The following is a 22,659-nucleotide window of genomic DNA, read 5'->3' on the forward strand; positions in this document are numbered from 1 at the left end:
GCCAGCCAACGCGTCAGCTTTCGCCAAGGACCAAGCAATGTGCTTCGTTTGCGCCGCCAATGGCGTTTCTTCACGGCCAATGCGCGATCTGCGGCGTCCGGGGGGCTCATTACATCGATATCCGCTTGCGCTTCCTGCTTTGCGTGTTCGTTATTCAACACTCAACTTATAGCCAACGCCTCGTACTGTCTGCAACCAAACCGGATTTGCAGGATCGTTCTCGATCTTGCGACGCAGGCGATTTATCTGAACGTCGATTGTCCGCTCACCTACGTCTCCTTCCTGTCCGGTCAGTTCATGACGCGGAACAGTTTCCCCCGCGCGGGCAGCGAAAATCGCCATGATGTCCTGTTCGCGATCGGTGAGACGAATCAAATCCCCTGACCGTTTCAGCTCGCGTTTTGCGATGACGAATGTGTAGGGTCCAAATACGATCTGCTCGATCTTCGCCTGTGTAGCGGGAGCGCCACGCCGCAGAATATTGTTGATGCGGAGTATCAGTTCACGCGGATCGAATGGCTTGGGCAGATAATCGTCTGCGCCCGCTTCAAGACCGGTAATGCGGCTGTCTGTTTCCGAGAGCGCGGTAAGCATGAGAATCGGAACGTTTTTTTCCTGACGCAGAGCCTGAGTCAAAGCGATACCGCTTTCGCCCGGCATCATAACATCGAGGATGAGCAGATCATAATCTATGCCGGCAAGCTTTCGTCTTGCCTCGTCGGCATTGGCCGCTACCGTAATGCGAAAGCCGCTGCCTGTCAGATATTGGGACAGTAGATTTCGAATTCTGGTATCGTCATCAACGATCAGCAAATGTGGGGCATCGTCCGACAGCGCGAGATCGCTGCTAACGGGTGTTTTTTCTGTATCCTGTACCATGCATCCCCTCTTCACCAAGTGGAACCTATATCTATCCTGACTTCGGCAGGCTGTCGATCTGTTGCCACTGTGCGGGATTTACCATGGCTTTGAGAAAATGCTCAATCACCGCCCGGTCGCTTGGATCGAGCTGTTCCAATGCATTGGCAATGCGGCGTGATTGCGGTGCTGCCAATTCAAGTGCAAGCTCACGCCCCTGATGCGTGGGGTAGAGTTCGCGCTGCCGCCGATCGCGCGGCCCTTGTATCTGCACAATGTGGCCGGTGTCGATCAATTGCTTGAGAACGCGTGCCAAGCTTTGCTTGGTGATCTTTAAAACTTCCAGCAATTCTGCAACGGTCATGCCGGGCTTTCGATTGACGAAATAGAGAACACGGTGGTGCGCCCGCCCGAAAGTAAGCTTCTCCAGTATCATATCCGGGTCGGCGGTAAAGTCGCGATAGGCAAAGAAGAACAGCTCGATAATATCGAGTTCCTTGGCGTGCTGCTCGGTCAGGGCTGTCTCAATGTGCCTATCTGGTGTATAAGATTTCATGCAAGGTCCCCGGTCTTGGAAAAGATTATGTCAGCGTTGTTGACTTAATTTTAGACTGCTGATAATTTTTGGCAAGCTGTTGGCTGCATTTTGAATGAATCGAAAAGCCAATACGTGTTTCTGGAAACTTTCCGTAATGAAACGCCTATTGGTGCTGAAGGGCAATGGTACACCAATTGGGAAGCGGGACCAGTTGGCGGAAGGCAAATCCCCGTAAAACATCAGGATAAGGCCTGGAGGAAAACATGGCATCCGTTCCATTCGATCAGCTTGAAGGTTACATCTGGATGAATGGCGAATTTGTTCGCTGGGCAGATGCAAAGGTCCATGTACTTACACATGGTCTCCACTATGCAAGCTCTGTGTTTGAAGGTGAGCGTGCCTATGGTGGCGAAATTTTCAAGCTGAACGAACATACGGAACGGTTGCACGAATCCGCGCGAATTCTTGGCTTTACGATTCCCTATTCTGTTGACGAGCTTAACGATGCCTGCCGGAAGCTTTTGGCGAAGCAGGGTTTTCAAGATGCTTATGTGCGTCCGATTGCATGGCGCGGAAGCGAGTCCATGGGCGTTTCGGCGCAAGCGAACAAGATCAATGTTGCGATCGCGATCTGGCAATGGCCGAGCTACTTTGATCCAGCGCAAAAGCTGAAAGGTATCAGGCTCGATATGGCTGAATACCGCCGTCCAGATCCCAAGACTGCGCCTTCTAAATCAAAGGCTGCCGGTCTTTACATGATCTGCACAATCTCAAAGCATGCGGCTGAAGCCAAAGGCTATGCAGATGCATTGATGCTGGATTGGCGCGGGCAGGTGGCTGAGGCGACGGGGGCCAATGTGTTCTTCGTGAAGAACGGCGTAATTCATACGCCAAAACCTGACTGTTTCCTGGACGGGATTACGCGGCGTACGGTTATCGATCTTGCCAAGCGCAGAGGTTATGAAGTTATCGAGCGGGTAATCATGCCTGAAGAGATGGCAGACTTTGAGCAATGTTTCCTGACAGGAACTGCTGCTGAAGTTACGCCCGTATCTGAGATTGGTTCGTACAAATTCACGGTAGGCGAAATCGCCATTAACTTGATGAATGACTACGCTGCAGAAGTAACGCCCAAGAAAGTCGCAGCAGAATAACCGCAATTTTCGGTCAACATTACAAGCCTGATACAAATCGATTGTGGTATCAGGCTGTTTGACATTGCTTAAAACTTAGTCATCATGATGTATGTCAGGCATGAGTCTGACGTTGAAACGTTGACGGGGTGTCCATTATGGAAGCGCTTCTTCCTATCGTTATCCAGCTTATCTCTGGTGGTGTCGGCGGCAATATTGTCGGCGGTCTTCTTAAAAATCTCAGCCTTGGTACAACCGGTAATACTGTCGCAGGCGGTGTTGGCGGATTGATTGGTGGTTATCTAACCCAATATCTGGGTGCAGGTGGCGCAGCAGTCGTTGCGGATGCGGTTGCATCTTCGGGGCTCGATATTGGTGCTATTGTCGGCCAGATTGCAGGCGGTGGTATTGGCGGTATCATCTTGACCGCAATTGTGGGAGCCATAAAGAACTCAATGGCCAAGACCTGATCATTGCTAGATGAAGATTTGTTGGGGCGGTCGCTTAGACCGCCCTTTTCATTTGGTATGCTGTTACATTAGGTTCTTTGCGGTTTGATCAGTGAATGACATAGGATTTAGATATTATGGGACAATTGCAGGCCGGTATTATTCCCGTCACGGCCTTTCAACAAAACTGCACCATTCTTTTCGACAGCGATGACAAGCGGGGTGTGCTTATTGACCCGGGTGGGGACAATGATCAGGTGCTTCACGCCATTCAGTCAAATGGGATCATAATCGAGGCAATCTGGCTGACCCATGGTCATATTGATCATGCCGCTGGTGCCATGGATATGAAAGAAGCACTGGCTGTTGATATTGTTGGACCGCATGAGGCCGACCGTTTTTTATTGGAAAGCTTGGAAGAAAAGGCGCTTCAATACGGAATCTCGGGGAATGTGCGCAATTGCACACCGGATCGCTGGCTAAGCGACGGGGACACAGTGTCGTTTGGCGATCATTTGTTTGAAGTCCTGCATTGTCCGGGACATGCTCCTGGTCACGTTGTATATTACAACAAGAAAGCCAAGTTCGCTCACGTTGGAGATGTGCTTTTTAACGGTTCCGTTGGACGGACTGATCTGCCTGGCGGCGATCACACTGTGTTAATCAATTCAATCACGACAAAACTTCTGCCGCTGGGGGATGATATCGGGTTTATCTGCGGTCACGGTCCGGGTGGAAGATTTGGGGAAGAGCGTCGTACCAACCCGTTTTTGAACGACTAAATGAAAACCGCCGGAATGACCGGCGGTTTTAGTTCAAAATTTAGTTTGCGTTACAGAAATAGTCACGTCCGTCATAGCCGCGGAATGTTCCTGTTTCCGGATTGAAAGACCGATAACGATCCGTGCAATAGCGATACCAAGCGCGAGTCCAAGGCTGAGCCGATCCATAATAGCGCGGTGCTTCGACCTGGCGGTACACTCGAACCGGAGCCCTGTATGTGGGACGGTCGTCATAGTCACGATAAATCACTTCCGGTTCGCGCGGTTGCGCAAGTGCACCACCAATCAGCGCACCGGCTGCAAGCCCAATAGCCCCGGCGGCCAGAGCGTCACCGCCGCGGTGATGATGACGATAACCACGATCATAATGACGCCAGCGATGATCAGCTGACGCTGACGACAGTGGTGCGATGACGGTCGCAGCTACAGCAGTTGCAAGAATGGCAATTTTCATACCCTTATTCATCTGTGCCTCCTTGAAGCATCTTGGCGATTTTCTACGCCGCTTGATTATTTTGGGTCGCGATCACTTGGACCGCCAACCGTAATGTTGTTTTAACCATCTCAGAATGAATGCAGGCTGAACGGCGACCAAGGCAGTTTGTTCCTTGCTGATCCAGTCAAACATTGTTCCGGAGGGGGGAACAGGACACATGATTTCAGCAATTCCAAGGCGCGATAAAGATACTTGAAACCAATCTGACGAGTTGGTTTCAAATTCTTGGTCAAGAAGATTGAAATCCCCGTGCGAAAAGGGGATTTCAACAAATGTCATTCAAGCATAGATCGCTCAGGCCCGCCCCGTTTGGCGGGCTAAAATGGCAGTGCGGTTACAGAATTTACTCTGTAATCGAGATATTCACTGCTTTTGGGCCCTTACCACGGCGATCTGGCTCTGTATCGAACGAAACTTTCTGATTGTCTGCAAGATCTGTAAGCCCGGATGCCTGTACTGCAGAGATGTGAACGAAAATATCCGCTGCTCCGTCATCCGGCTTGATAAAGCCAAAACCTTTTTCGCTGTTGAAGAATTTGACCGTACCGGTCTGTGCCATGCTCAGTTCCTTTTTCTAAATTACCGCGTTCCCCTCCGGGTTTGCGGGATTGGTAGTGCCGTCTTCTGTACTTACTTCCGACGGAGGTCATGCAGGCAATTCTCGAATTCAGGAAAGGAGCCGATCATTGCCGGGATTGCTCCCGACCCGGTATTCTTGCGGTTCCGGCGCGCCGTTCTTCCAGTCTTCCAGTGTTCATAGATGCCCGAACGCTTTGAGACTGCTAGAATAAGTCTTTTTTGGCAAGCAAAAGTTTTTCTACCACTTGAGTGAATAGGTAGAAATGCGTTGCCGCTATGAGCAAGGCATGTAGAAATTACGTCGTTATATGTATGTTGCAAACCTATGCCTGTTACATGGCGAGCTAGAGCAAGTTTTGCTTATAGAGAGTATCTCGCGGTGCTCCGCATTTTCGGCTAACGGCTAGCCAATAAAGTTGCTTCGGCGTCAACGATTACGCGTAACGATGCAGGCGCCACCAGCACTTTGCAGTTGTGCGCAGATTTGGTTGGCTTCCCCGCGGCTATCGGCACCGATGCGGACCGCGTAAATTCCGCGTCTGCCCATAGCTGAACGTTTGCGGCTGATGATCGGTTCATGCTTGTCGAGAATAGCGGGAAAGTTTCGCTTTAATCGCTGCATCTGACGTATGGCCGCAGATTGCCTGAAATTTCCGGCGATCTGGATACCCCAAGGCTTTGGCTTGATCTGCGCCATCGAGACTGTCGCAAACCGCACGATTGGCAGCTGTCTGCAAGCAGCGTCAAAATTGAGTTTGCTGTTGAGCGGAAGCTTCTTGATTTCGGCACCGGTTGAAAAATCGTCTGCCGAAATTCCGGTTATATCGAGCACATATTCTTCGGTTTCCAGGGGGAGGAAGCCTCCACTGGATATCCAACGGGAAACTCTTGTGGGGCCTGCATTATAGGCAGCGGCAGCCAAACCCCAGTTTCCAAATGCTTTTCGTAGGTCTTTCAATAGTTTAGCTGAAGCCGGAAGCGCCTGCAAAAAATCATAAGGGTCGGCGAGGCCGCGCTCTTTTGCGGTTCCGGGCATGAACTGTGCGATCCCTTGCGCTCCGACTGGGCTTGTTGCAGACACGTCAAACCGGCTCTCTTTCCAGATCAGTCTGGCAAAAAAGTCCCGAGGAACACCATGACCATCCGCATTCGTCGCTATGGCTGCGCAAATCTGGGTAACGCTGGGTGGTAACGGTGCAGCCGGAATTGAAACAGACGGATTGTCCGCAGCAAATGCATCAAAGGCGGCTAAAACACCGCCTGCCACAAGTACGGCAATCGATCTGTAACGGGTCACAATGGCCTTTCAACCTGGAGAACGATATTGAGCATTAAGCACGCTTATATTTCTGATAAAAGGTATTGGTTTACGATTCCGTTGCTACCGGATGGCCAGTGTAGCCATCCAGATTGAAGAGAAATATTATGCCGCTCTCCGTTACAACGATTGGTTTTGATGCAGACGATACGCTCTGGGAGAATGAGCAGTTTTTTCGTTCGTCAGAAAAGCATTTTGCAAATCTCTTGGCGCCCTATGCTGATATCGCCGATCTACCCCAGAGGCTGCTTGAGGTCGAGAAACGCAATCTGGAGTCCTATGGATTTGGGATCAAGGGCTTTACACTTTCATTGGTCGAAACAGCCGTAGAGGTAACTGAGGGAAAGGTGCCCGCAACAATTATCGCCGAAATCCTTGATGCTGGGCGTGAAATGCTGCGTCATCCGGTTCAAACTTTACCCCATGTGGCGGAAACACTTGAGCAACTGACTGGGCGCTACAAGCTGGTGTTGGTCACGAAAGGGGATCTATTCGATCAGGAGCGCAAGCTGGCTCAATCCGGACTGGGAGATTTCTTTGATGCAATTGAAATCGTCAGTAACAAGGACACTGGTACATATGAGCGTGTGTTCAGCCGGCATGGCAACGGTGCCGAGCGGGGTTTGATGATCGGCAATTCACTAAAATCCGACATCGTTCCCGCGATTGAAGCTGGAGCGTGGGGCATATTCGTGCCCCACGAACTTACTTGGGTGCTGGAGCATGTTGAAGCCCCGATCGAGAATCCGCGATTTCGCCAGATAGAACATCTAGGCCAGCTCACTACTCTCCTTGAGGAGATAGGCTGATTATTCAGCCGCATATTGTTCTTGGGTCTGTTCGTCCGGTCCGTTGGGATCGCCCGCTGCTGTCTCGCAGCCTAAATCCGGGAACGCCACCACGCGGTTACCCGTAAAATCAGTACGTACAACGACCAAGCCCTGTTCCTCAAAATAGGTTAGCAGCCGTCGCGCGCGGCGGGCCGAGTGCGTACCGTAGGCTCGCGCTATCGTTGCATCAGAAGGGCATGGACTCGTCGTAACGGCCGCTTGAGCCACAATAAAGAAAACACCTTGAACATCGTCTGGCAGGCTCTTTGAAAGTTCCAGTGCCTGCTGCCAGGGCTCGCTTTGAGCGGTCTCTCCATCAATTCCAGCGCGTGCGACAGCCAATTTGCGCCGAAATGCGGGGAGTGAGAGCTGATCTCCCGGAACGCGGCGAATGCGGCAGCGGACAAGAAAATCTTGGTACAATACGGCGTCGGTGCGGAAGGACGCGTCGGGATCATTGAGCATTTCATGCATGACCGCCTCGACAAGACTGTTGCGTTCGGCCTCATCGATTTCAGGAAATAAGGTTGGCGTGGGCGACTCTGCCTGCGCCATAGCCTTGGCCTGGGTCAGCTGGTTGAGGATATCCGCTGTGGGGGTGGGGGCAGGCGGCGTGTGCGTCTTGCGCACCACAGCGCGACGCTCCTCCGGAGCTGGTATGAATATAAGATCACGGGCATCGTCACCCGGTTGGGGAAGAGGGGTAAGCTTGGGGCTGGAAGAGCGCGCTGATGTCTCGACGGCTCCAATGGTAACCGGAAGCGGTCGGCGTGATAAAGCAGGCCCTAGCGCCACGAAATGACCCCGAGCCAGATCACGAAACTGCTCTGCCTGGCGACGTTCCATACCCAACAAATCTGCTGCTCGCGCCATATCAATATCGAGAAATGTGCGCCCCATTAGAAAATTGGATGCTTCTGCAGCTACGTTCTTTGCAAGCTTCGCCAGTCGCTGGGTTGCGATCACTCCGGCTAGGCCGCGTTTGCGTCCACGGCACATGAGATTGGTCATCGCGCCCAACGAAAGTTTACGAGCTTCGTCCGAAACTTCACCAGCTACGGCTGGTGCAAATAGCTGGGCCTCGTCCACGACGACCAGCATTGGATACCAATAGTCTCGCTCTGCATCGAATAGCCCGCCAAGAAAGGCTGCGGCGCATCTCATTTGCTGTTCTACATCCAGACCCTCAAGATCCAGAACCACCGATACGCGGTGTTGCCGGATGCGGGCGGCAATCCGTGTCAGCTCGTTCTCCGTACGAGCTCCATCAACAATGACATGACCATATTTGTCCGCCAGCGTGACAAAATCGCCTTCTGGGTCAATGACGCATTGCTGAACCCATTGCGCGCTCTGTTCAAGAAGGCGGCGCAGGAGATGAGACTTTCCAGAACCCGAATTGCCCTGAACAAGCAAGCGTGTTGCCAAAAGCTCCTCAAGGTCGAGCATGGCCTTTGCGCCTGCTGGCGCTGCTCCCATGTCGATATCGACCTTCATCGCTTCTCCAGTCTTGATATGATTCCGCGCGCGAAATTTCGCGCGCGGCTTGTCTAGCACTCCTTCACGCCGGATGCTTGAGCGTTCTCGTATTTTGCAGATTTAACCCACAGCTGGTTTGATGTTCTCCTGAAAAATTGCGCCGAATTCTTTCATCCGATCAACGATATAATCAGCATCTATCAGAGAGTCCGGCAGATAGAGTCCGGCTTTTACGGGTTCGCCGCCATGCAGCCCAAGAAGACGTTCAACGCTAAGCGCCACGTGCAGCGCAGTGAGAGGAGCCTGTCCCTCCGGGTGCACAATATCAAGCCGAATCGCAGCACGCTCGCCGGTAACCAATTCACCAGTGATCTCGATAGCGATCTCAGTTGAAAAAGCTTCTCCGCGTCTGCGGCTGGCCGAAGTGCCATAGACAAGGCCAACACGGATGGATTTGGCGTTTGTAGCTGCCGATAGGCTGAGGACATCCAGCGGCGAATAGGCCGTGGATTCTAATATTGTGCCGTCAATATCCACAAATGACCGCTTGGCATCGTCATCTTTTATCCATTGCCAGTGTCCATCCACTAGGAGGAGTGGATTGGGTGCCGATTCTGTAAGCCGTTGGTAGTCCGCAAGAGCGGCTGGTCCGCCCATGTCTTCTTCGTCAAGCACGACTGTGATTGAGATGTTGTCAATAGTTTTAAACTTACGTACGGCCTGCAAAGTCGGAAATGTTGCAGCACCCGCAAGCCAATTGCTTGCCATTAATATTGGAGCTGCATTCGGCTTACTGATAGCGAGTGCCATTTCTGGTCCTACTTCGAAAACTCCGCTCGACACACTGAGGTAGGGTAGGCCATGCGCCTGAGCATATTTCATGCTATTGAGCGTCGCGTCTTTTACGAAGACTGCAATTGCACTGTAGTTGGCACCATCGACCTGGCCCAGATCATCGCGTTCCAAGTGAATTTTGACAGCTTGCGCGTGACCGATCCCGTCAGCGACGCGTTGCGCTTTGGCCAGGTTACGACCACCGATGGCAATGGGCAGATCCGGATATAGTTTGCGTAGTATTTGCGCTGCTTTTGCACCGACAACTCCTGATCCGCCGATGATTAATACGGGATCGGTGATGGATAGCGGCATGGCCTCGACTCCTACTTTAAACTGGACAATGGTTAAACGTTGGCTGGGATTTTCTTTCCCGATAACGCATGTTACTATTAGTAAGTTACTATTGGTAATATTGCAAGATGCCTAGGGACCAATATTGCCGTTTGTTAAATCAGGGTTGAATGCGAAATGGGACTAGCCGCTGCCAAGAAGATGCCAAAGGCGCAACGCCGCGATCAGCTTTTATCGATTGCTCTCGATATCGTTCGAGACGAAGGTACTGATGCCTTGACCCTTGGCCACGTTGCTGAAAAGGCAGGTGTGAGCAAGCCGATTGCCTACGAGCACTTCGGGACGCGTAGTGGATTGCTCATTGCTCTGTTCGAGCAACTTGATCAGCAGCAAATCGACCAGCTTGCCGCTGCGATTGCAGAAGCGCCCAAGCGGTTGGAAGATGTCGCCCGTGTCGTGAGCGATGCTTATATGGCATGCTATCAATCCATCGGAGCAGAATGGTCATCCATTTCTGCGGCTCTTAGAGGCGACGAGGTTATGGATGAAATCCAATGCGGCCTAATCGACAGCTACGTCGATCTCTATTGTTCCATACTCGCGCCATATACAAAAATCACTGCAGACGATCTTCGCTTGCGCTGTGTTGGAATCGTTGGCGCGGCGGAAGCAATTTCACGCGAAATGATCCGCGATAAGCTTGAAGAAAAAGCGGCTGCTGCGGTGCTGCAGTCGCTCATCGTCACTTGGCTATCCAAATAGATTTGCCTGTTAATTAACAGGAACAGTCTCCAAAACAGGATTTGGCTTGCCGTGCTTGCTAAGAGTTAACACCAACAGAGCGGCGATCAAACACAATATGCCTGCTACGAAAAATGCGGGCATATAGGTCTGGTATTCGGTGCGAACGAACCCGCCACCATAGGCCGCGGAAGCGGCGCCCAATTGGTGGCCCGCAAAAACCCAGCCAAAGATCAGCCCCGCCTTTTCGCGGCCAAAGCGATCAGTTGCCAGTTTGACTGTCGGGGGCACTGTCGCAATCCAGTCCAGCCCATAGAACATGGCAAAAAGTGACAGGCCATAGAATGAAAAGTTCGAGTAAGGTAGGTACAGGAGCGAAAGACCACGCAGGCCATAATACCAGAAAAGCAACCAACGATTGTCTACGCGATCGGAAAGCCAGCCGGAGCCGATTGTACCGAAAAAATCAAAGAAGCCCATCATTGCCAGAACGCTGGCTGCCATTATCGGCACCATGCCGAAATCACCGCACATGGCAACGAAGTGTGTTCCGACAAGACCATTGGTACTCGCCCCGCAGACGAAGAAGGTCGCAAATAGAACCCAAAAGGTGCTGCTACGTGAGGCATCCTTCAGGGCGATCAACGGCATGGTGATAAGGGTGATAAGCCCTCCTGTGACTGGAGGCGTGGGGACAACCTCTTTGTCTCCATAGGCTGGCAGACCAACATCCGCAGGTCGATCACGCATGAGGAAAAAGACCGCAAGAACTGCAACAATCAACAAGCCACAGATCAGCATAATGGCAGTTCGCCAACCATAATTTTCGCTAAGAGAAGCCATAAGCGGCATGAAAGCTAGCTGGCCCGTAGCGGAGCTCGCCGTCAGCATACCAAGGGCAAGTCCTCTGCGCTCAGTGAACCACCGAGCTGCAACCGTTGCGCCCAGTACCATTGCGGTAAGACCTGTGCCGAAACCAACGACTACGCCCCACAACAGGATGAGTTGCCAGATCTCCGTCATTGCAAGCGATGCAAAGAGACCGCCAGTGATAAGGATTAGCGCGACGCAAACGACCTTCCTGACACCAAAATAGTTCATGAACGCCGCTGCAAACGGACCCATTAGGCCGAACAGCAGGAGCCGGATTGAAAATGCTGTTGCAATTTCCTTGGTTTCCCAACCGAACTCTTTTTCGAGCGGGACAATCAGTACGCCGGGAGCGCCTACAGCGGCCGCCGTTACGAGCATTGTCAAAAAAGTAACGGCAACAACCACCCAGCCATAATGGAAGTTACGCTTTGCCAGGGCGGCTGCGAGCGGATTGGAGATCATGTCGGGTCTTTCAACAATGGGCTGCTGATTGCTGCCGCTTAAATGATGGGCATCATGTTTGACTATTCATGACGATCATCATATATTTTGTCAATAGTTGTTTTGAAGGGGACCGCAGCATGCGTGTCAGTAAAGATCAGGCAGCGGAAAACCGCGCCCGTATCATAGAAGTTGCAAGCCAGCAGTTCCGTCAGAAGGGCTTTGATGGAATTGGGGTAGCTGATTTAATGAAAAGTGCCGGGCTGACCCATGGGGGGTTCTATGGCCATTTTGCATCAAAGGATGACCTGATCGCAGTTTCCTGCGATGAGGCGATGAAGCGATCTGCGGAAAAGTGGTCCGCCTTGACTGAACAGCAAGAACCCGAGGATGCGCTAGCTGCGATTGTATCATCATATCTGGCAAAATATCATTCGGGTGGACTTGCCAATAGCTGCACCATGGCGATGTTAGCGCCGGATATTGCGCGGCACGGTGGTGATGTTCAGACGAATTTCACTGATGGCACCAAGAAATTGCTCGAAATCCTTGCAAGCGTAACTGCGGGTAAGACTGACAAGGACAAGCGGGAAAAGGCTATTGCCACCATGGCCGGTTTGGTTGGTGCCGTCGTCTTGGCCCGCGCCGTTAATGATCCGGCTTTTGCCGATGAAATATTAAGCGCAGGCAGTGTGATTTTTGGACCGGAAAGCGACGACCGATAGGTCGTCCTTATCGACCTGGCCGACCTGTTTTTCCGGGGCGACGCTTTTTACGCGCATCGCTAGAGTCCTCATATGAACCCGCTCCGGTACGTTCGCGGCGAATGATCGTCTGGTCATTCCGGTTCGTGCCCGTGAAAGCGGGTTTCTCCGGAACATTACCGATGACAGGCTTTTCGGTGCGCCCGACGGTCATTTCATCCAGTGAATTTTTACGGAAAACTCCAGGTCCAAGAGGGCGAGTTGTATCACCACCCATTTCGTCGAGGTGCGGTTTGCGAAAGAGCGCAGTGTTCGCCTCGCTTTCATCGGTGACCACGCGATGCACCGAGCGACCGGCATTATGTCTGCCCTTGGTGCGGCCGGTGACAGGACTTTCCATCTCCACTTCTCGAGCCATTGGATCGTCCGAAATGGCAAGCTCCATTTCCCGCAAGCGCTTAATTTCGTCGCGCAGTCGGGCAGCCACTTCAAAGTCCAGATCGTCCGCCGCATCCCGCATTTGTTTCATGAGATGTTCAAGATGGGCCTTGAGATTATTGCCCATCATTGCACCCTCTTCGGCAAAACCGGAGATGTCAGCTCGGACGTGATCGCGTTCATAGACGCTATTGAGAATATCGCCGATATTCTTCTTGATACTAGCAGGCGTTATGCCGTGTTTCGTATTATATGCTTCCTGCTTTTCGCGGCGACGATTGGTTTCCGCCATCGCCCGCTCCATGGAGCCGGTAATATTGTCGGCATAAAGCACGACTTTGCCGTCGACATTACGTGCAGCGCGACCAATCGTCTGAATCAATGAAGTCTCCGAACGCAGAAACCCTTCCTTGTCCGCATCAAGAATGGCAACGAACCCGCATTCCGGAATATCGAGACCTTCGCGAAGCAGGTTGATGCCAACCAATACGTCAAATGCACCAAGGCGCAAATCGCGCAAAATCTCAATACGCTCCAACGTATCAATATCAGAGTGCATGTAGCGGACGCGTATCCCCTGTTCATGCAAATATTCGGTCAGGTCCTCTGCCATGCGCTTGGTGAGAACCGTTACGAGGGTACGATAGCCTTTGGCAGAGGTTTCGCGGATTTCTCCCAGTACATCATCCACCTGTGATTTGGCTGGACGTACTTCCACCGGAGGGTCAATAAGGCCGGTCGGGCGGATAACCTGTTCGGCAAACACACCGCCAGATTCTTCCATTTCCCATTTGCTCGGCGTCGCCGAAACAGCAACGGTTTGCGGACGCATCGCATCCCACTCCTCAAACCGCAATGGGCGATTGTCCATGCAGGAGGGCAAGCGGAAACCATACTCGGCCAAGGTCGCTTTACGGCGGAAGTCGCCCTTATACATCGCGCCAATCTGCGGAACCGTGACATGGCTTTCGTCGATGAAAACCAACGCATTGTCAGGAATATACTCGAAAAGCGTGGGCGGTGGTTCACCCGGCTGGCGGCCGGTCAGGTAACGGGAATAGTTTTCAATGCCCGCACAGGATCCTGTTGCCTCAAGCATCTCAATGTCAAAGGTACAACGTTGCTCCAGACGTTGGGCTTCAAGCAGGCGTCCGGCAGCATTCAATTCCACCAGGCGGTGTTTTAGTTCTTCCTTGATCGATTTTATCGCCTGATTGAGCGTTGGACGCGGCGTAACATAATGCGAATTGGCGTAAATCTTAACGGAACGCAGATCGCCGGTTTTCTGGCCAGTGAGTGGATCGAACTCTGTTATCGTTTCAATTTCATCGCCGAACATCGAAATACGCCAAGCACGGTCTTCCAAGTGGGCCGGAAAAAGCTCAATCGTGTCGCCGCGTACGCGGAACGAACCGCGGGTGAAATCCATGTCGCGCCGCTTATATTGCTGTGCAACCAGATCAGCGAGCAACGCACGCTGATCCAATCGGTCACCGATCTTCATTTCGAAGGTCATTGCGGTATAGGTTTCAACTGAACCGATACCATAGATGCACGAGACCGAGGCGACGATAATCACATCATCGCGCTCGAGAAGCGACCGAGTTGCCGAATGGCGCATACGATCAATCTGTTCGTTGATCGACGATTCTTTCTCAATATAGGTGTCGGACCGCGGCACATAGGCTTCCGGCTGATAGTAGTCGTAGTATGAAACGAAATACTCGACCGCATTGTTGGGAAAGAAGGACTTGAACTCACCGTAAAGTTGAGCTGCCAAGGTTTTATTCGGCGCTAGAATAAGGGCAGGGCGTTGGGTTTCTTCAATCACCTTCGCCATGGTGAAAGTTTTACCCGAACCAGTAACACCGAGAAGAACCTGGGTTTTATCATTATCGCTAATGCCAGCCACCAGGTCGCGTATCGCCGTTGGCTGATCACCAGACGGCACGAATTCAGTTTCCATCTGAATGGATATGCCACCTTCAGATTTGTCTGGTCTAGCCGGTCGATGCGGCTGCCATGCCGTGCCGTTCTTAAACAGCGGATTACCGCTTTCGATCAGAGCAGAAAGCGCGGCAACGGTCGCGGTGGCACCGCCCGGTGCAATGCTGGATGCGTCCTCCAGATTAATATCAAGCCCGGCAACCGGATTAAGACCTGCTGCTGCGCGGATTTTAGGATCGGATGATCCGCCAATGGAGGTTCCGCGAGATGTCCTGCTCGCGTTTGATTTGTCGCCTGACGTCTTTTTGACCTTGGCAGCTTTAGGTTGTGATTTTTTGGTTTCCTCGGTGATTTGGGCAGCCCAGTCACCAATTGAGCCAGTCAGCGGGGTGCCTTCCAGTTCAGGTTGGGGCGCTTCGCCGAAACCGTCGAGCTTATATTTGTCAGGGGATTTTGCCATAGGCTTAATATGGTGAGAGTCTATACAAATGGAAAGAGGCACGCCCTCAAAAGCGATATATTGGAACATGCTACTGACATAAGGCTGTCAGTAGCATGTCAGGATAGAGCGCTACTTTACGGTTTGAATACATGCTCGCGATGGTAGCGAAGAAAATCGGGATGCGGACGTACGAGCACGTCTTTCGGCAGCATGATTCTGCCGGATTCATTGATCAAATTGTCTATCTTCGGGTGATAATACCGCGATGACTTCACAATTCGATAGTCGGATTCAACCGAGATAAAGCCTTTGTCGAAAAGCCAGTGAATGGTCCGTAGTAATGGTATTCCATTGCTAACCGCGTCAGGCCCCGAATCTTTAACTGGCTTGATATGGGCGCATTCGACTTCGTGACCGCCATCCGCTGCACGCAGATGAATTCCCGTCATTGCGCATCTCCATCCGTAAGCTTCCCCCACAGCTTTGCTGAATGTGCGGTCACGCAACGCACGTGAGGTTATGAAACGGCTTCGCAACAAAGGTTCAGACGGATCTTCTGCAAAGCCAGAGTGGGGGGCGGTGGGGACTTCTGCCTTCTTTTGGTTCATGGGCTCATTGAAAGCCGATTCCATAATTCTGTTGTACTCTTCAACGGACAGAAGACGTACGCGCTGTTGACTGGCATGTTTGTTCAAACTGCCATCTGATTGCTGCATATTTTGCTCAAAGTAAAACTTGGTGAGGGCGTCTGGCGATGTGACGCTAAAGGGAACGCTTGGGAATTCACAAAAATCAACCAATTTGGCAGCGCAATACCCATCCTTGCCGACGGAGAATTCCAGGGAGACGATGCGGGCAGTTGCGAAATATCCTATCGTTCTATTGCCAAATTCACCAGCTCGCTTGGCTGGCGAATAGTAAATTATCCAGTCATTCAGAACTAGCTCTACTATAGGTAAGTACTTCTTCTCAAAGTAAAAAAATTCGTGAATTGAAGTTGTGGACTCTTGGTTTGATCTGATCTGGAATACTGCGGGCATGCGATTTGAAAATAACCTGTTGAAACATTGATATGTTCCAAACTTATGGTGTCACGCGACAAGCGAAACTTACCTGCAATTGTATTTTATATAGGCATGCAATCCATACATCGGTTGAGCGCTCAGCCATACCGCAGCTTGAGGCCAAGAATTGCGAGAATTAGCAGCAGCGTCATTCCGTTCGCTGCCATAACGGGCCATGACATGATCATGATGCCATAGCAAAGCCAGAGAAAAACACCCAAGGCCAAGGTGATATTTGTCACGAGGGAAATACTCGCCGCATCCCTGTGTCTCACGATTTTTATGATCTGTGGAATCCAACCCATGGTGGTTATGACAGCAGCAAGGCTGCCAATGAGTTCAATATGAAGCGGCACGGCGCGTACTTTCAAAAGAGTTTTTTGCAAAGAATATATATGCGAGGATTCACTGCGAAATATAGCGGAATCGTGACGTTAGAGTTGCCCGTGCATAACAATTTCTTCTGTTATCGTACAACACCTAAAAGTCGTCCCGGCAAGTAGATCACCAGTGACGCTGCACCCGTGATTACCGATGTGCCGTCGGCTAACACAGCCTGTCCTGCCGAGCGTTCATCGCCATCAAGAACACGTTCGGAAAGCTGACCGCTTCGAGCCATATTCATGAGCGTAGGAGAGCTTGCAAAAACACCGTGCGCGCCCCCATCAAGATCAGAAGCATCAAGCACAACGATACCTAGTTTTTGCAGCATGGGAATACTCGAGCCATCACCAACGCGCGGGTGCCCACCAACAATTCGTCCTGATACGTTCAATGCCCGATCAGCGCGTGAGACCAATACAGTGAAAGGCTTTGGCAACTGGCCTATGTCGGCAACTTGAGCCTGGAAAACGTCGATATCTATATCAGGTGCCGCGAGCATTACACCTGACATCCGACGGAAAACATCTGTTTGACCATTCTCTGCCAACTCGCGCAGAGCTTCCATAACGACAAATGTACCCATGGAATGTCCGACAAGCAGAATCTTGCTGGCTTTGGTTTTGGCGGCAAGTCGCAAGGTTTCAGCCAATCCGTCCCGTCCAAAAGTGGCGCTATCGCGATCATAGACGTAAAGGCCAAGCGAGCCAGCGGAGGGCCATGAATAGTGAACTGTGACGGCTGGAATGCCAAAATCATAGCTCATTTGAGCTGCGCGAAAGACGCTGTCCGCAAAGTTGTTGTTGTAGCCGTGCACAAAGATAAAAAGTTCGCGCTGGTTTGCTGGACGTTTTGCAAGTTCAGCATTGATCCGGTCAACGAAGACCGCCCCTGTATCGTAAGGCTGGAATGTCGTGGCGGCGAAGTTGCGTGCCGGATTAGGCTTGGTGCTCGATTTTTCTACCTGCCCGTTCTTGTGGGTAGGAGGAATACCAATATCAATCCGGGAGAAATTCAATTTCGGCGAGCGTTTGGCCGAATAAGGCAAAGAAAGATTGTCTGAGCGCTCGCGACTCGTCGCAACAAACACCGGTATAACGGCTTTTGGACCAGTCTTGTCGTTGAGAACCGGGGCAGGAATGGCAGCATTGGCTTTGACCACGCCACTTGCATCCAGCCCAAGCACCGCGCGTCCGCCGCAACCAGACAAAACAAACATGAGAAGCAGTAATGCCGACAAGCGCGAAAGTGTCATGGCTGAACTCCGGACTACCATCACCGAGCTTGAAACAGCAATCGCCGATTACTGCAACTGAAATCCCATATTATCTTATAAATTAAACCCGTAATTGCTCACCAGCGTGACAAATTTTCAACATTTAAAATTGCAAAAACTCAGACTATCAATGGATTACGTCCCATATTTAAATGGAGTTCATGTCCATGATAGGCATACTCTTCCGCGACCGCTTCGTCCAATTCCACACCAAGTCCGGGCTCGGACGAGGGAATGACGTAGCCGTTTTCCCATAGAATAGGTTTTTTCAAGATTTTTGCATGAAATCCGCCAAAGGCCTGGATGCACTCCAGGATCAAGAAATTAGGGCTGCAGGTTGCTAGCTGAATATTTGCTGCGCCCACAATTGGCCCGCAATAAAGATGCGGGGCAATTTGCGCATGAAAGGTCTCGGCCATACCGGCGATCTTTTTCGCTTCGAGTAGACCACCAACACGCCCGAGATTCATCTGGAGGATATTAGCCGCCCGGTTCACCAGCAAGCGTTGGAACTCATATTTGGTGGTCAGACGTTCACCGGCGGCGATCGGGATAGAGGTGTGTTGCTGAACATATCCCATATTTTCCGGCATATCGGGCGGCACGGGCTCTTCCAGCCACAATGGATCATAGGGCTCAAGCCGCTTGGCAAGCCGCACAGCGCTGGTGGGGGTCATCTGTCCATGGGTCCCGAACAGGAGATCGGCCTTTGCACCGACTGCATCACGCACAAGCCGCACAAATTTTTCACCTAGTTCGAGATGTTCCAGAGACAGCTGGCGTGGGTCGAACGATGTATAGGGGGCAACGGGGTCAAATTTCACTGCCGTATAGCCTTGCGCGACATACTCCGCTGCCCGCTCTGCGGAAGCCTCGGCGTTCCAGTATATATCGGCAGTTTCGCCAAGCTCCGGCTTTGGATAGATATAGGTATAGCTGCGCAATTTATCGTGGACTCGGCCGCCGAGCAGTTCGTAAACAGGTTTATCGGCTTCTTTGCCAATGATATCCCAACAGGCCATCTCAAGTGCTGACACGGCCCCCATGACAGTAACGTCCGGGCGCTGTGTAAATCCGCCGGAATAGGCACGTCTGAAGAATTTCTCAATGTGATGCGGGTCTTCGCCAATAAGCCAGCGTTCGGCTATATCCTCCACCACTTTCCGCATAATTTGCGGGCTGATCGTGGAGTTATATGCCTCGCCATAGCCTATAACACCGGAATCTGTGACTAATTTGACGAAAAGAAACCATGCGCCTCCAAATGAAGGCGGTGGATTGCCGACAACGAAAGTTTTGACATCGGTAATTTTCATGGCTTCTCCAGACATTTGCCTTACAAGAGACTATGCGAGGCTTGACCTATTGCGGAAACCGCGTAACGACCCGGGATATCAGGTTTCCGACAGTTTCCGGACAAGATGGCGGCAACCAGAACAGAGAAGATACATAATTAAATTGCCTTGGAGACTGTAAATGACCGAACAGACCCAGCCTATCGGCGAGTTGACGCTTCGTACACTGGCTATGCCCGCAGACGCCAATGCTGCAGGCGATATTTTTGGCGGTTGGGTTATGGCGCAGATGGATTTATCCTGCGGTATCCGGGCGGCGGAACGGGCGAGGGGCCGCGTCGTAACCGCTGCTGTTAAGGAAATGGCCTTCGCCAAGCCGGTCAAGATCGGGGATACGCTTTGCGTTTATACCCATATTTCTCATGTCGGGCGGACATCAATCACTCTTAAGGTCGAGGCTTGGGCACAGCGCTATCTTTCCGATTTAATGGAACGGGTTACTTATGCCGACTTTGTGATGGTTGCGCTCGACAAAGAGGGTCACCCCACGCCCGTGCCAGCAGAAATCTGATGGCTGCGTGGGTTCTGACCACGTAATTTGCGATCGGATGGCATGCAAATGTCAAATTTGCTAGCCTTGACTGCCGATCATATATTTATCCCAGAAACCGGCCTGGGCTTCGATCTGTTCAACCACGTCAATCCACAGACCCGATGGATCGTGGAAACCGAAACGCCGTTGGCCGAATGGTTCGTCGGTAATTGGATATTCGATTTTCAGGCCGGTAGCGCTAATTTTTTCAAAGGCCGCTTGAGCATCGTCAACCTGCAGTTCAAAGCATATTCCGGTCCCGCTAAAACTCTCCGAGCCCGGAGGCGATGATGGATGATCAGGGGTCATGAAGGCAATGGACGCTGAGCCTTCCTCTGCTGAAAGCCATGAAAACCATGTGCTGTCAAAACCGCTGACGAAGCCCAGATGTTTAATCCAGAAATCCCGGCACGCTTCTTTTTGAGAAGTGATAATAATGGGATAGCGGTCGGTAAGATTCATTGCATTCTCCGCGACGTTACGAGTCAGCCGGCATTTAACACGATAGGCAAAAGCCGGAGCAAGCCCTGTTTGTCAGGAGCGTTTGTCGAATGAACTCTTTTTGAAAGAATGTTCGGCTTTATCGGTCAAAGACTGTGCTGGCGAAAATGTCTCTGCAATAAGATATAAGATTTTTGCGGCATATAAGAGCCGTTGCCGTAAACTGTGATTGTAGTGGCGTGTTCTTTTTTTGATTTCATGAGGTGAAGAGTGGTTTTTTCGGGTGCAATTCGTGACTACTCCCGCAAGAAGAATGCGAAAGATAGTTCAAAGGTCGATTTCGTAGAGCTGTTCTTTGATCTGGTATTCGTATTCGCCATCACGCAGATTTCGCACTTGCTTCTGCACGATCTGACATTGAAAGGCCTCGTTGAAAGCGCGCTCCTGCTCGCGGCAGTGTGGTGGGTTTGGGTTTACACCACATGGGTGACAAACTGGATGGACCCTTCCAAACCCCCGATACGCGCCATGTTGTTTGTTCTTATGCTTGCCGGGCTGGTGCTTTCCACGTCCATTCCAACAGCTTTTGGCGAGCGCGGCCTGATTTTTGCGATTGCTTTTGTATTCATGCAACTTGGAAGGTCGCTGTTTATGTTATGGGCGGTTCGCCGTCATAGCCAAAGCAATTTCCGCAATTTTCTGCGTATTTCAATATGGCTGGCAATATCGGGAATGTTCTGGATCGCTGGTGGACTCGCTGACCCTGAACATCGAATATTCTTTTGGGGCTTGGCGTTGGCGGTCGAACTTGGCGGACCGGCACTTGGTTTCCGTACGCCGGGATTGGGTTCATCCACTACAGCGGATTGGGACATTGATGGCGATCACATGGCTGAACGCGCAGCTCTGTTCATCATTATCGCGCTCGGAGAATCCATTCTTGTTTCAGGGGCGACCTTTGCCGAACAACACTGGAATCTCATTTCTTTCTCCGCATTTCTGACGACATTTACGGCGTCAGTCGCAATGTGGCTGGTCTATTTCAATGTCGGGCAATCAGCGGCTCACCATAAGATCACGGCAACGGACGATCCAGGTCGTGTTGCCCGCATTGCTTATACCTACATTCACGTCCTTCTGGTTGCAGGAATCATCGTGGTTGCTGTGTCTGATGAACTGATACTTGCTCATCCATCCGGTCACATTGAGACAGCGACCATATGGACATCAATCGGCGGAACAGCTCTCTATCTGTTGGGAAACTTGCTGTTCAAATTCTATATTGCTGGGCGCCCGCCATTGTCCCATATGGTGGGGCTGGGCTTGTGTGCAGTACTTGCTTGTTTTGCCAGCCATATGTCGCCGCTCATGCTAGGCCTTCTCACCAGCCTCATTTTGATCATTGTGACGATCTGGGAATTGAAAGGCAGGCCCAACGACCAACACCACGCCTAACGACAGGAACGCTTTCCACTGCGACGATCCATAAGGTCAAAATGGAAATGGTCGCGGTGGAAGATGTCGTAGCCTGGCCCAAGGACCGTGGTGAAGTAATTACAGGCGTCCGAGCGCACGCTATTGAGCAAGCCGCGCTGGCGAAATGAGAACAATCCCGGCCTTTGAACTTTAATGTCCTTCCCATTGTTCAAAGTGACCTTGGCAATATCCAACGCATTTCCCTTTGAATGCTCCGACATGGCCCGTCCACGCTGATTGCTCATTGTGCGGCAGGAATAACTGGATGCCTGATGAATCGTATTGATGCCTGAGAGGTAACGCAGACGAGTGGAGGGTGACAGATCGCCTTTAACCCATTTGGCGAAGGCGAGTGTCATCTGACAATTCAGGGTGGCGGCTGGTTTCAGTTTTATTCGCCCGCTGGCAAATCCGCTGACCTTTAGAGGATGGTCGATTCGGCAAACACCGCCATCATTAATCGGCTCTCGTTCCTGGAAAACCACGCCGAGCCGTTTAAGCTGTGTTCGGCATGAAACCTCGCTACCTGACATTGCAAATGTGCTTTCACCGCGCGATATCGGATCACTGATGCTGCCGGGATAACCATAACTTTCTTCGGAAGCGTTTTCACTGTTTTGCACGGGCAGCTCTTCAGCCCGGGAAAGCGGTTGCATGCCATCTTCAGGTTGCTCGGTTTGTTCCGTTTCGGTGGGCGCAGGAGCAACAGTTACGACCTGCTCATAGTTCTCTTCAGCCTGGGGCTGCATATCCTGCTGCGGTTGTGTGGCGATCACGTCTTGCGGATTGCCGACATCGGCGGAGGGGCGTCTGACATCCCCCATTCCGCACGCACTTAAAGAAGCCGAAAGCGTTAAAGCGGCAAAAGTCAAAAGACGCCAAGAGCGCTTGGGGGACGACAACGCAAAACTCATGTCACCACTTCCTTTTGCCCGAAATCGGGTCAATTGCACGCAAA

The 22,659-nt window shown here is 51.6% G+C and carries 24 protein-coding genes; 8 read left to right on the forward strand and 16 right to left on the reverse strand.

Going from position 1 to position 22,659, the window contains the following annotated elements; genetic code table 11:
* Positions 1-150: 150 nt before the first annotated feature.
* Both V9K92_RS16620 and V9K92_RS16625 read right to left on the reverse strand, forming a co-directional pair.
* Positions 151-879: a response regulator gene (locus V9K92_RS16620; protein ID WP_307279537.1), complete on the reverse strand. Its 729-nt coding sequence runs from the start codon at positions 877-879 to the stop codon at positions 151-153.
* A 31-nt stretch (positions 880-910) separates the two neighbouring features.
* On the reverse strand, positions 911-1,414 hold the full coding sequence (locus tag V9K92_RS16625; RefSeq protein WP_307279534.1) for a MarR family winged helix-turn-helix transcriptional regulator: 504 nt from the start codon (positions 1,412-1,414) through the stop codon (positions 911-913).
* A gap of 245 nt (positions 1,415-1,659) precedes the next feature.
* On the opposite strand from V9K92_RS16625, the gene V9K92_RS16630 reads away from it, so the two are divergent.
* From V9K92_RS16630 to V9K92_RS16640, 3 genes are all read left to right on the forward strand, one after another.
* Complete coding sequence (locus V9K92_RS16630; RefSeq protein ID WP_336439711.1) at positions 1,660-2,550, forward strand: branched-chain amino acid aminotransferase; 891 nt, start codon at positions 1,660-1,662, stop codon at positions 2,548-2,550.
* A 137-nt stretch (positions 2,551-2,687) separates the two neighbouring features.
* Positions 2,688-2,999 carry a hypothetical protein gene (locus tag V9K92_RS16635; RefSeq protein ID WP_115052423.1) on the forward strand — a complete coding sequence of 104 codons (312 nt, stop codon included), beginning with the start codon at positions 2,688-2,690 and terminating at the stop codon, positions 2,997-2,999.
* A 116-nt stretch (positions 3,000-3,115) separates the two neighbouring features.
* Positions 3,116-3,760 (forward strand): MBL fold metallo-hydrolase, encoded by a 645-nt coding sequence (locus V9K92_RS16640; RefSeq protein WP_337354465.1) that lies wholly within the window; start codon positions 3,116-3,118, stop codon positions 3,758-3,760.
* A gap of 40 nt (positions 3,761-3,800) precedes the next feature.
* Here V9K92_RS16640 and V9K92_RS16645 read toward each other — a convergent pair whose 3' ends face one another.
* The 4 genes from V9K92_RS16645 to V9K92_RS16660 form a co-directional block, all read right to left on the reverse strand.
* Positions 3,801-4,226, reverse strand: a complete 426-nt coding sequence (locus V9K92_RS16645) for a BA14K family protein (protein WP_115052425.1) — start codon at positions 4,224-4,226, stop codon at positions 3,801-3,803.
* Between the two features lie 60 nt (positions 4,227-4,286).
* Positions 4,287-4,535, reverse strand: coding sequence for a hypothetical protein (locus V9K92_RS16650; protein ID WP_337354466.1), 249 nt, complete (start codon positions 4,533-4,535; stop codon positions 4,287-4,289).
* 64 nt (positions 4,536-4,599) lie between these two features.
* Positions 4,600-4,815 carry a cold-shock protein gene (locus V9K92_RS16655; RefSeq protein ID WP_008124224.1) on the reverse strand — a complete coding sequence of 72 codons (216 nt, stop codon included), beginning with the start codon at positions 4,813-4,815 and terminating at the stop codon, positions 4,600-4,602.
* Between the two features lie 447 nt (positions 4,816-5,262).
* A complete protein-coding gene (locus V9K92_RS16660; protein ID WP_337354467.1) occupies positions 5,263-6,132 on the reverse strand; it encodes a lytic transglycosylase domain-containing protein in 870 nt (289 codons plus the stop codon).
* A 128-nt stretch (positions 6,133-6,260) separates the two neighbouring features.
* On the opposite strand from V9K92_RS16660, the gene V9K92_RS16665 reads away from it, so the two are divergent.
* The gene (locus tag V9K92_RS16665) at positions 6,261-6,962 is read left to right on the forward strand and encodes an HAD family hydrolase (protein WP_115052427.1); all 702 of its coding nucleotides are present in this window, start codon (positions 6,261-6,263) and stop codon (positions 6,960-6,962) included.
* Here the strand turns inward: V9K92_RS16665 and V9K92_RS16670 are convergent, their stop codons facing one another.
* Positions 6,963-8,480 carry an ATP-binding protein gene (locus V9K92_RS16670; protein WP_337354468.1) on the reverse strand — a complete coding sequence of 506 codons (1,518 nt, stop codon included), beginning with the start codon at positions 8,478-8,480 and terminating at the stop codon, positions 6,963-6,965.
* A 102-nt stretch (positions 8,481-8,582) separates the two neighbouring features.
* Complete coding sequence (locus V9K92_RS16675) at positions 8,583-9,611, reverse strand: NAD(P)-dependent oxidoreductase (RefSeq protein WP_337354469.1); 1,029 nt, start codon at positions 9,609-9,611, stop codon at positions 8,583-8,585.
* 156 nt (positions 9,612-9,767) lie between these two features.
* Here V9K92_RS16675 and V9K92_RS16680 point away from each other — a divergent pair, with 156 nt between their 5' ends.
* Positions 9,768-10,352, forward strand: a complete 585-nt coding sequence (locus tag V9K92_RS16680; protein WP_337354470.1) for a TetR/AcrR family transcriptional regulator — start codon at positions 9,768-9,770, stop codon at positions 10,350-10,352.
* 9 nt (positions 10,353-10,361) lie between these two features.
* Here the strand turns inward: V9K92_RS16680 and V9K92_RS16685 are convergent, their stop codons facing one another.
* The gene (locus V9K92_RS16685) at positions 10,362-11,666 is read right to left on the reverse strand and encodes an MFS transporter (protein ID WP_115052431.1); all 1,305 of its coding nucleotides are present in this window, start codon (positions 11,664-11,666) and stop codon (positions 10,362-10,364) included.
* Positions 11,667-11,785: 119 nt separating this feature from the next.
* Here V9K92_RS16685 and V9K92_RS16690 point away from each other — a divergent pair, with 119 nt between their 5' ends.
* Positions 11,786-12,370 (forward strand): TetR family transcriptional regulator, encoded by a 585-nt coding sequence (locus V9K92_RS16690; RefSeq protein WP_115053227.1) that lies wholly within the window; start codon positions 11,786-11,788, stop codon positions 12,368-12,370.
* Positions 12,371-12,377: 7 nt separating this feature from the next.
* On the opposite strand, the gene uvrB is transcribed toward V9K92_RS16690, so the two are convergent.
* The 5 genes from uvrB to V9K92_RS16715 all read right to left on the reverse strand — a co-directional run bounded on the left by uvrB (position 12,378) and on the right by V9K92_RS16715 (position 19,213).
* On the reverse strand, positions 12,378-15,194 hold the full coding sequence (uvrB, locus tag V9K92_RS16695) for an excinuclease ABC subunit UvrB (protein WP_337354471.1): 2,817 nt from the start codon (positions 15,192-15,194) through the stop codon (positions 12,378-12,380).
* Positions 15,195-15,310: 116 nt separating this feature from the next.
* On the reverse strand, positions 15,311-16,216 hold the full coding sequence (locus tag V9K92_RS16700) for an HNH endonuclease (protein WP_307279489.1): 906 nt from the start codon (positions 16,214-16,216) through the stop codon (positions 15,311-15,313).
* A gap of 122 nt (positions 16,217-16,338) precedes the next feature.
* Entirely contained in the window at positions 16,339-16,626 is a 288-nt protein-coding gene (locus tag V9K92_RS16705) for a SemiSWEET family sugar transporter (RefSeq protein ID WP_307279486.1), read from the reverse strand.
* A gap of 80 nt (positions 16,627-16,706) precedes the next feature.
* Entirely contained in the window at positions 16,707-17,876 is a 1,170-nt protein-coding gene (locus V9K92_RS16710; RefSeq protein ID WP_115052433.1) for an alpha/beta hydrolase, read from the reverse strand.
* 140 nt (positions 17,877-18,016) lie between these two features.
* Positions 18,017-19,213: a mandelate racemase/muconate lactonizing enzyme family protein gene (locus tag V9K92_RS16715; protein WP_337354472.1), complete on the reverse strand. Its 1,197-nt coding sequence runs from the start codon at positions 19,211-19,213 to the stop codon at positions 18,017-18,019.
* Positions 19,214-19,373: 160 nt separating this feature from the next.
* On the opposite strand from V9K92_RS16715, the gene V9K92_RS16720 reads away from it, so the two are divergent.
* Positions 19,374-19,763 (forward strand): acyl-CoA thioesterase, encoded by a 390-nt coding sequence (locus tag V9K92_RS16720; RefSeq protein WP_115052435.1) that lies wholly within the window; start codon positions 19,374-19,376, stop codon positions 19,761-19,763.
* A 60-nt stretch (positions 19,764-19,823) separates the two neighbouring features.
* Here the strand turns inward: V9K92_RS16720 and V9K92_RS16725 are convergent, their stop codons facing one another.
* On the reverse strand, positions 19,824-20,246 hold the full coding sequence (locus V9K92_RS16725; RefSeq protein WP_337354473.1) for a VOC family protein: 423 nt from the start codon (positions 20,244-20,246) through the stop codon (positions 19,824-19,826).
* Between the two features lie 249 nt (positions 20,247-20,495).
* Between V9K92_RS16725 and V9K92_RS16730 the strand changes: the two genes are divergently transcribed.
* Positions 20,496-21,680, forward strand: coding sequence for a low temperature requirement protein A (locus V9K92_RS16730; RefSeq protein ID WP_337354474.1), 1,185 nt, complete (start codon positions 20,496-20,498; stop codon positions 21,678-21,680).
* Here V9K92_RS16730 and V9K92_RS16735 read toward each other — a convergent pair.
* Positions 21,677-22,615: an extensin family protein gene (locus V9K92_RS16735; RefSeq protein WP_337354475.1), complete on the reverse strand. Its 939-nt coding sequence runs from the start codon at positions 22,613-22,615 to the stop codon at positions 21,677-21,679. The genes V9K92_RS16730 and V9K92_RS16735 overlap by 4 nt on opposite strands.
* Between the last annotated feature and the right edge of the window lie 44 nt (positions 22,616-22,659).

Source organism: Phyllobacterium sp. CCNWLW109 (genome assembly GCF_037203905.1).
Taxonomy (GTDB): domain Bacteria; phylum Pseudomonadota; class Alphaproteobacteria; order Rhizobiales; family Rhizobiaceae; genus Phyllobacterium; species Phyllobacterium ifriqiyense.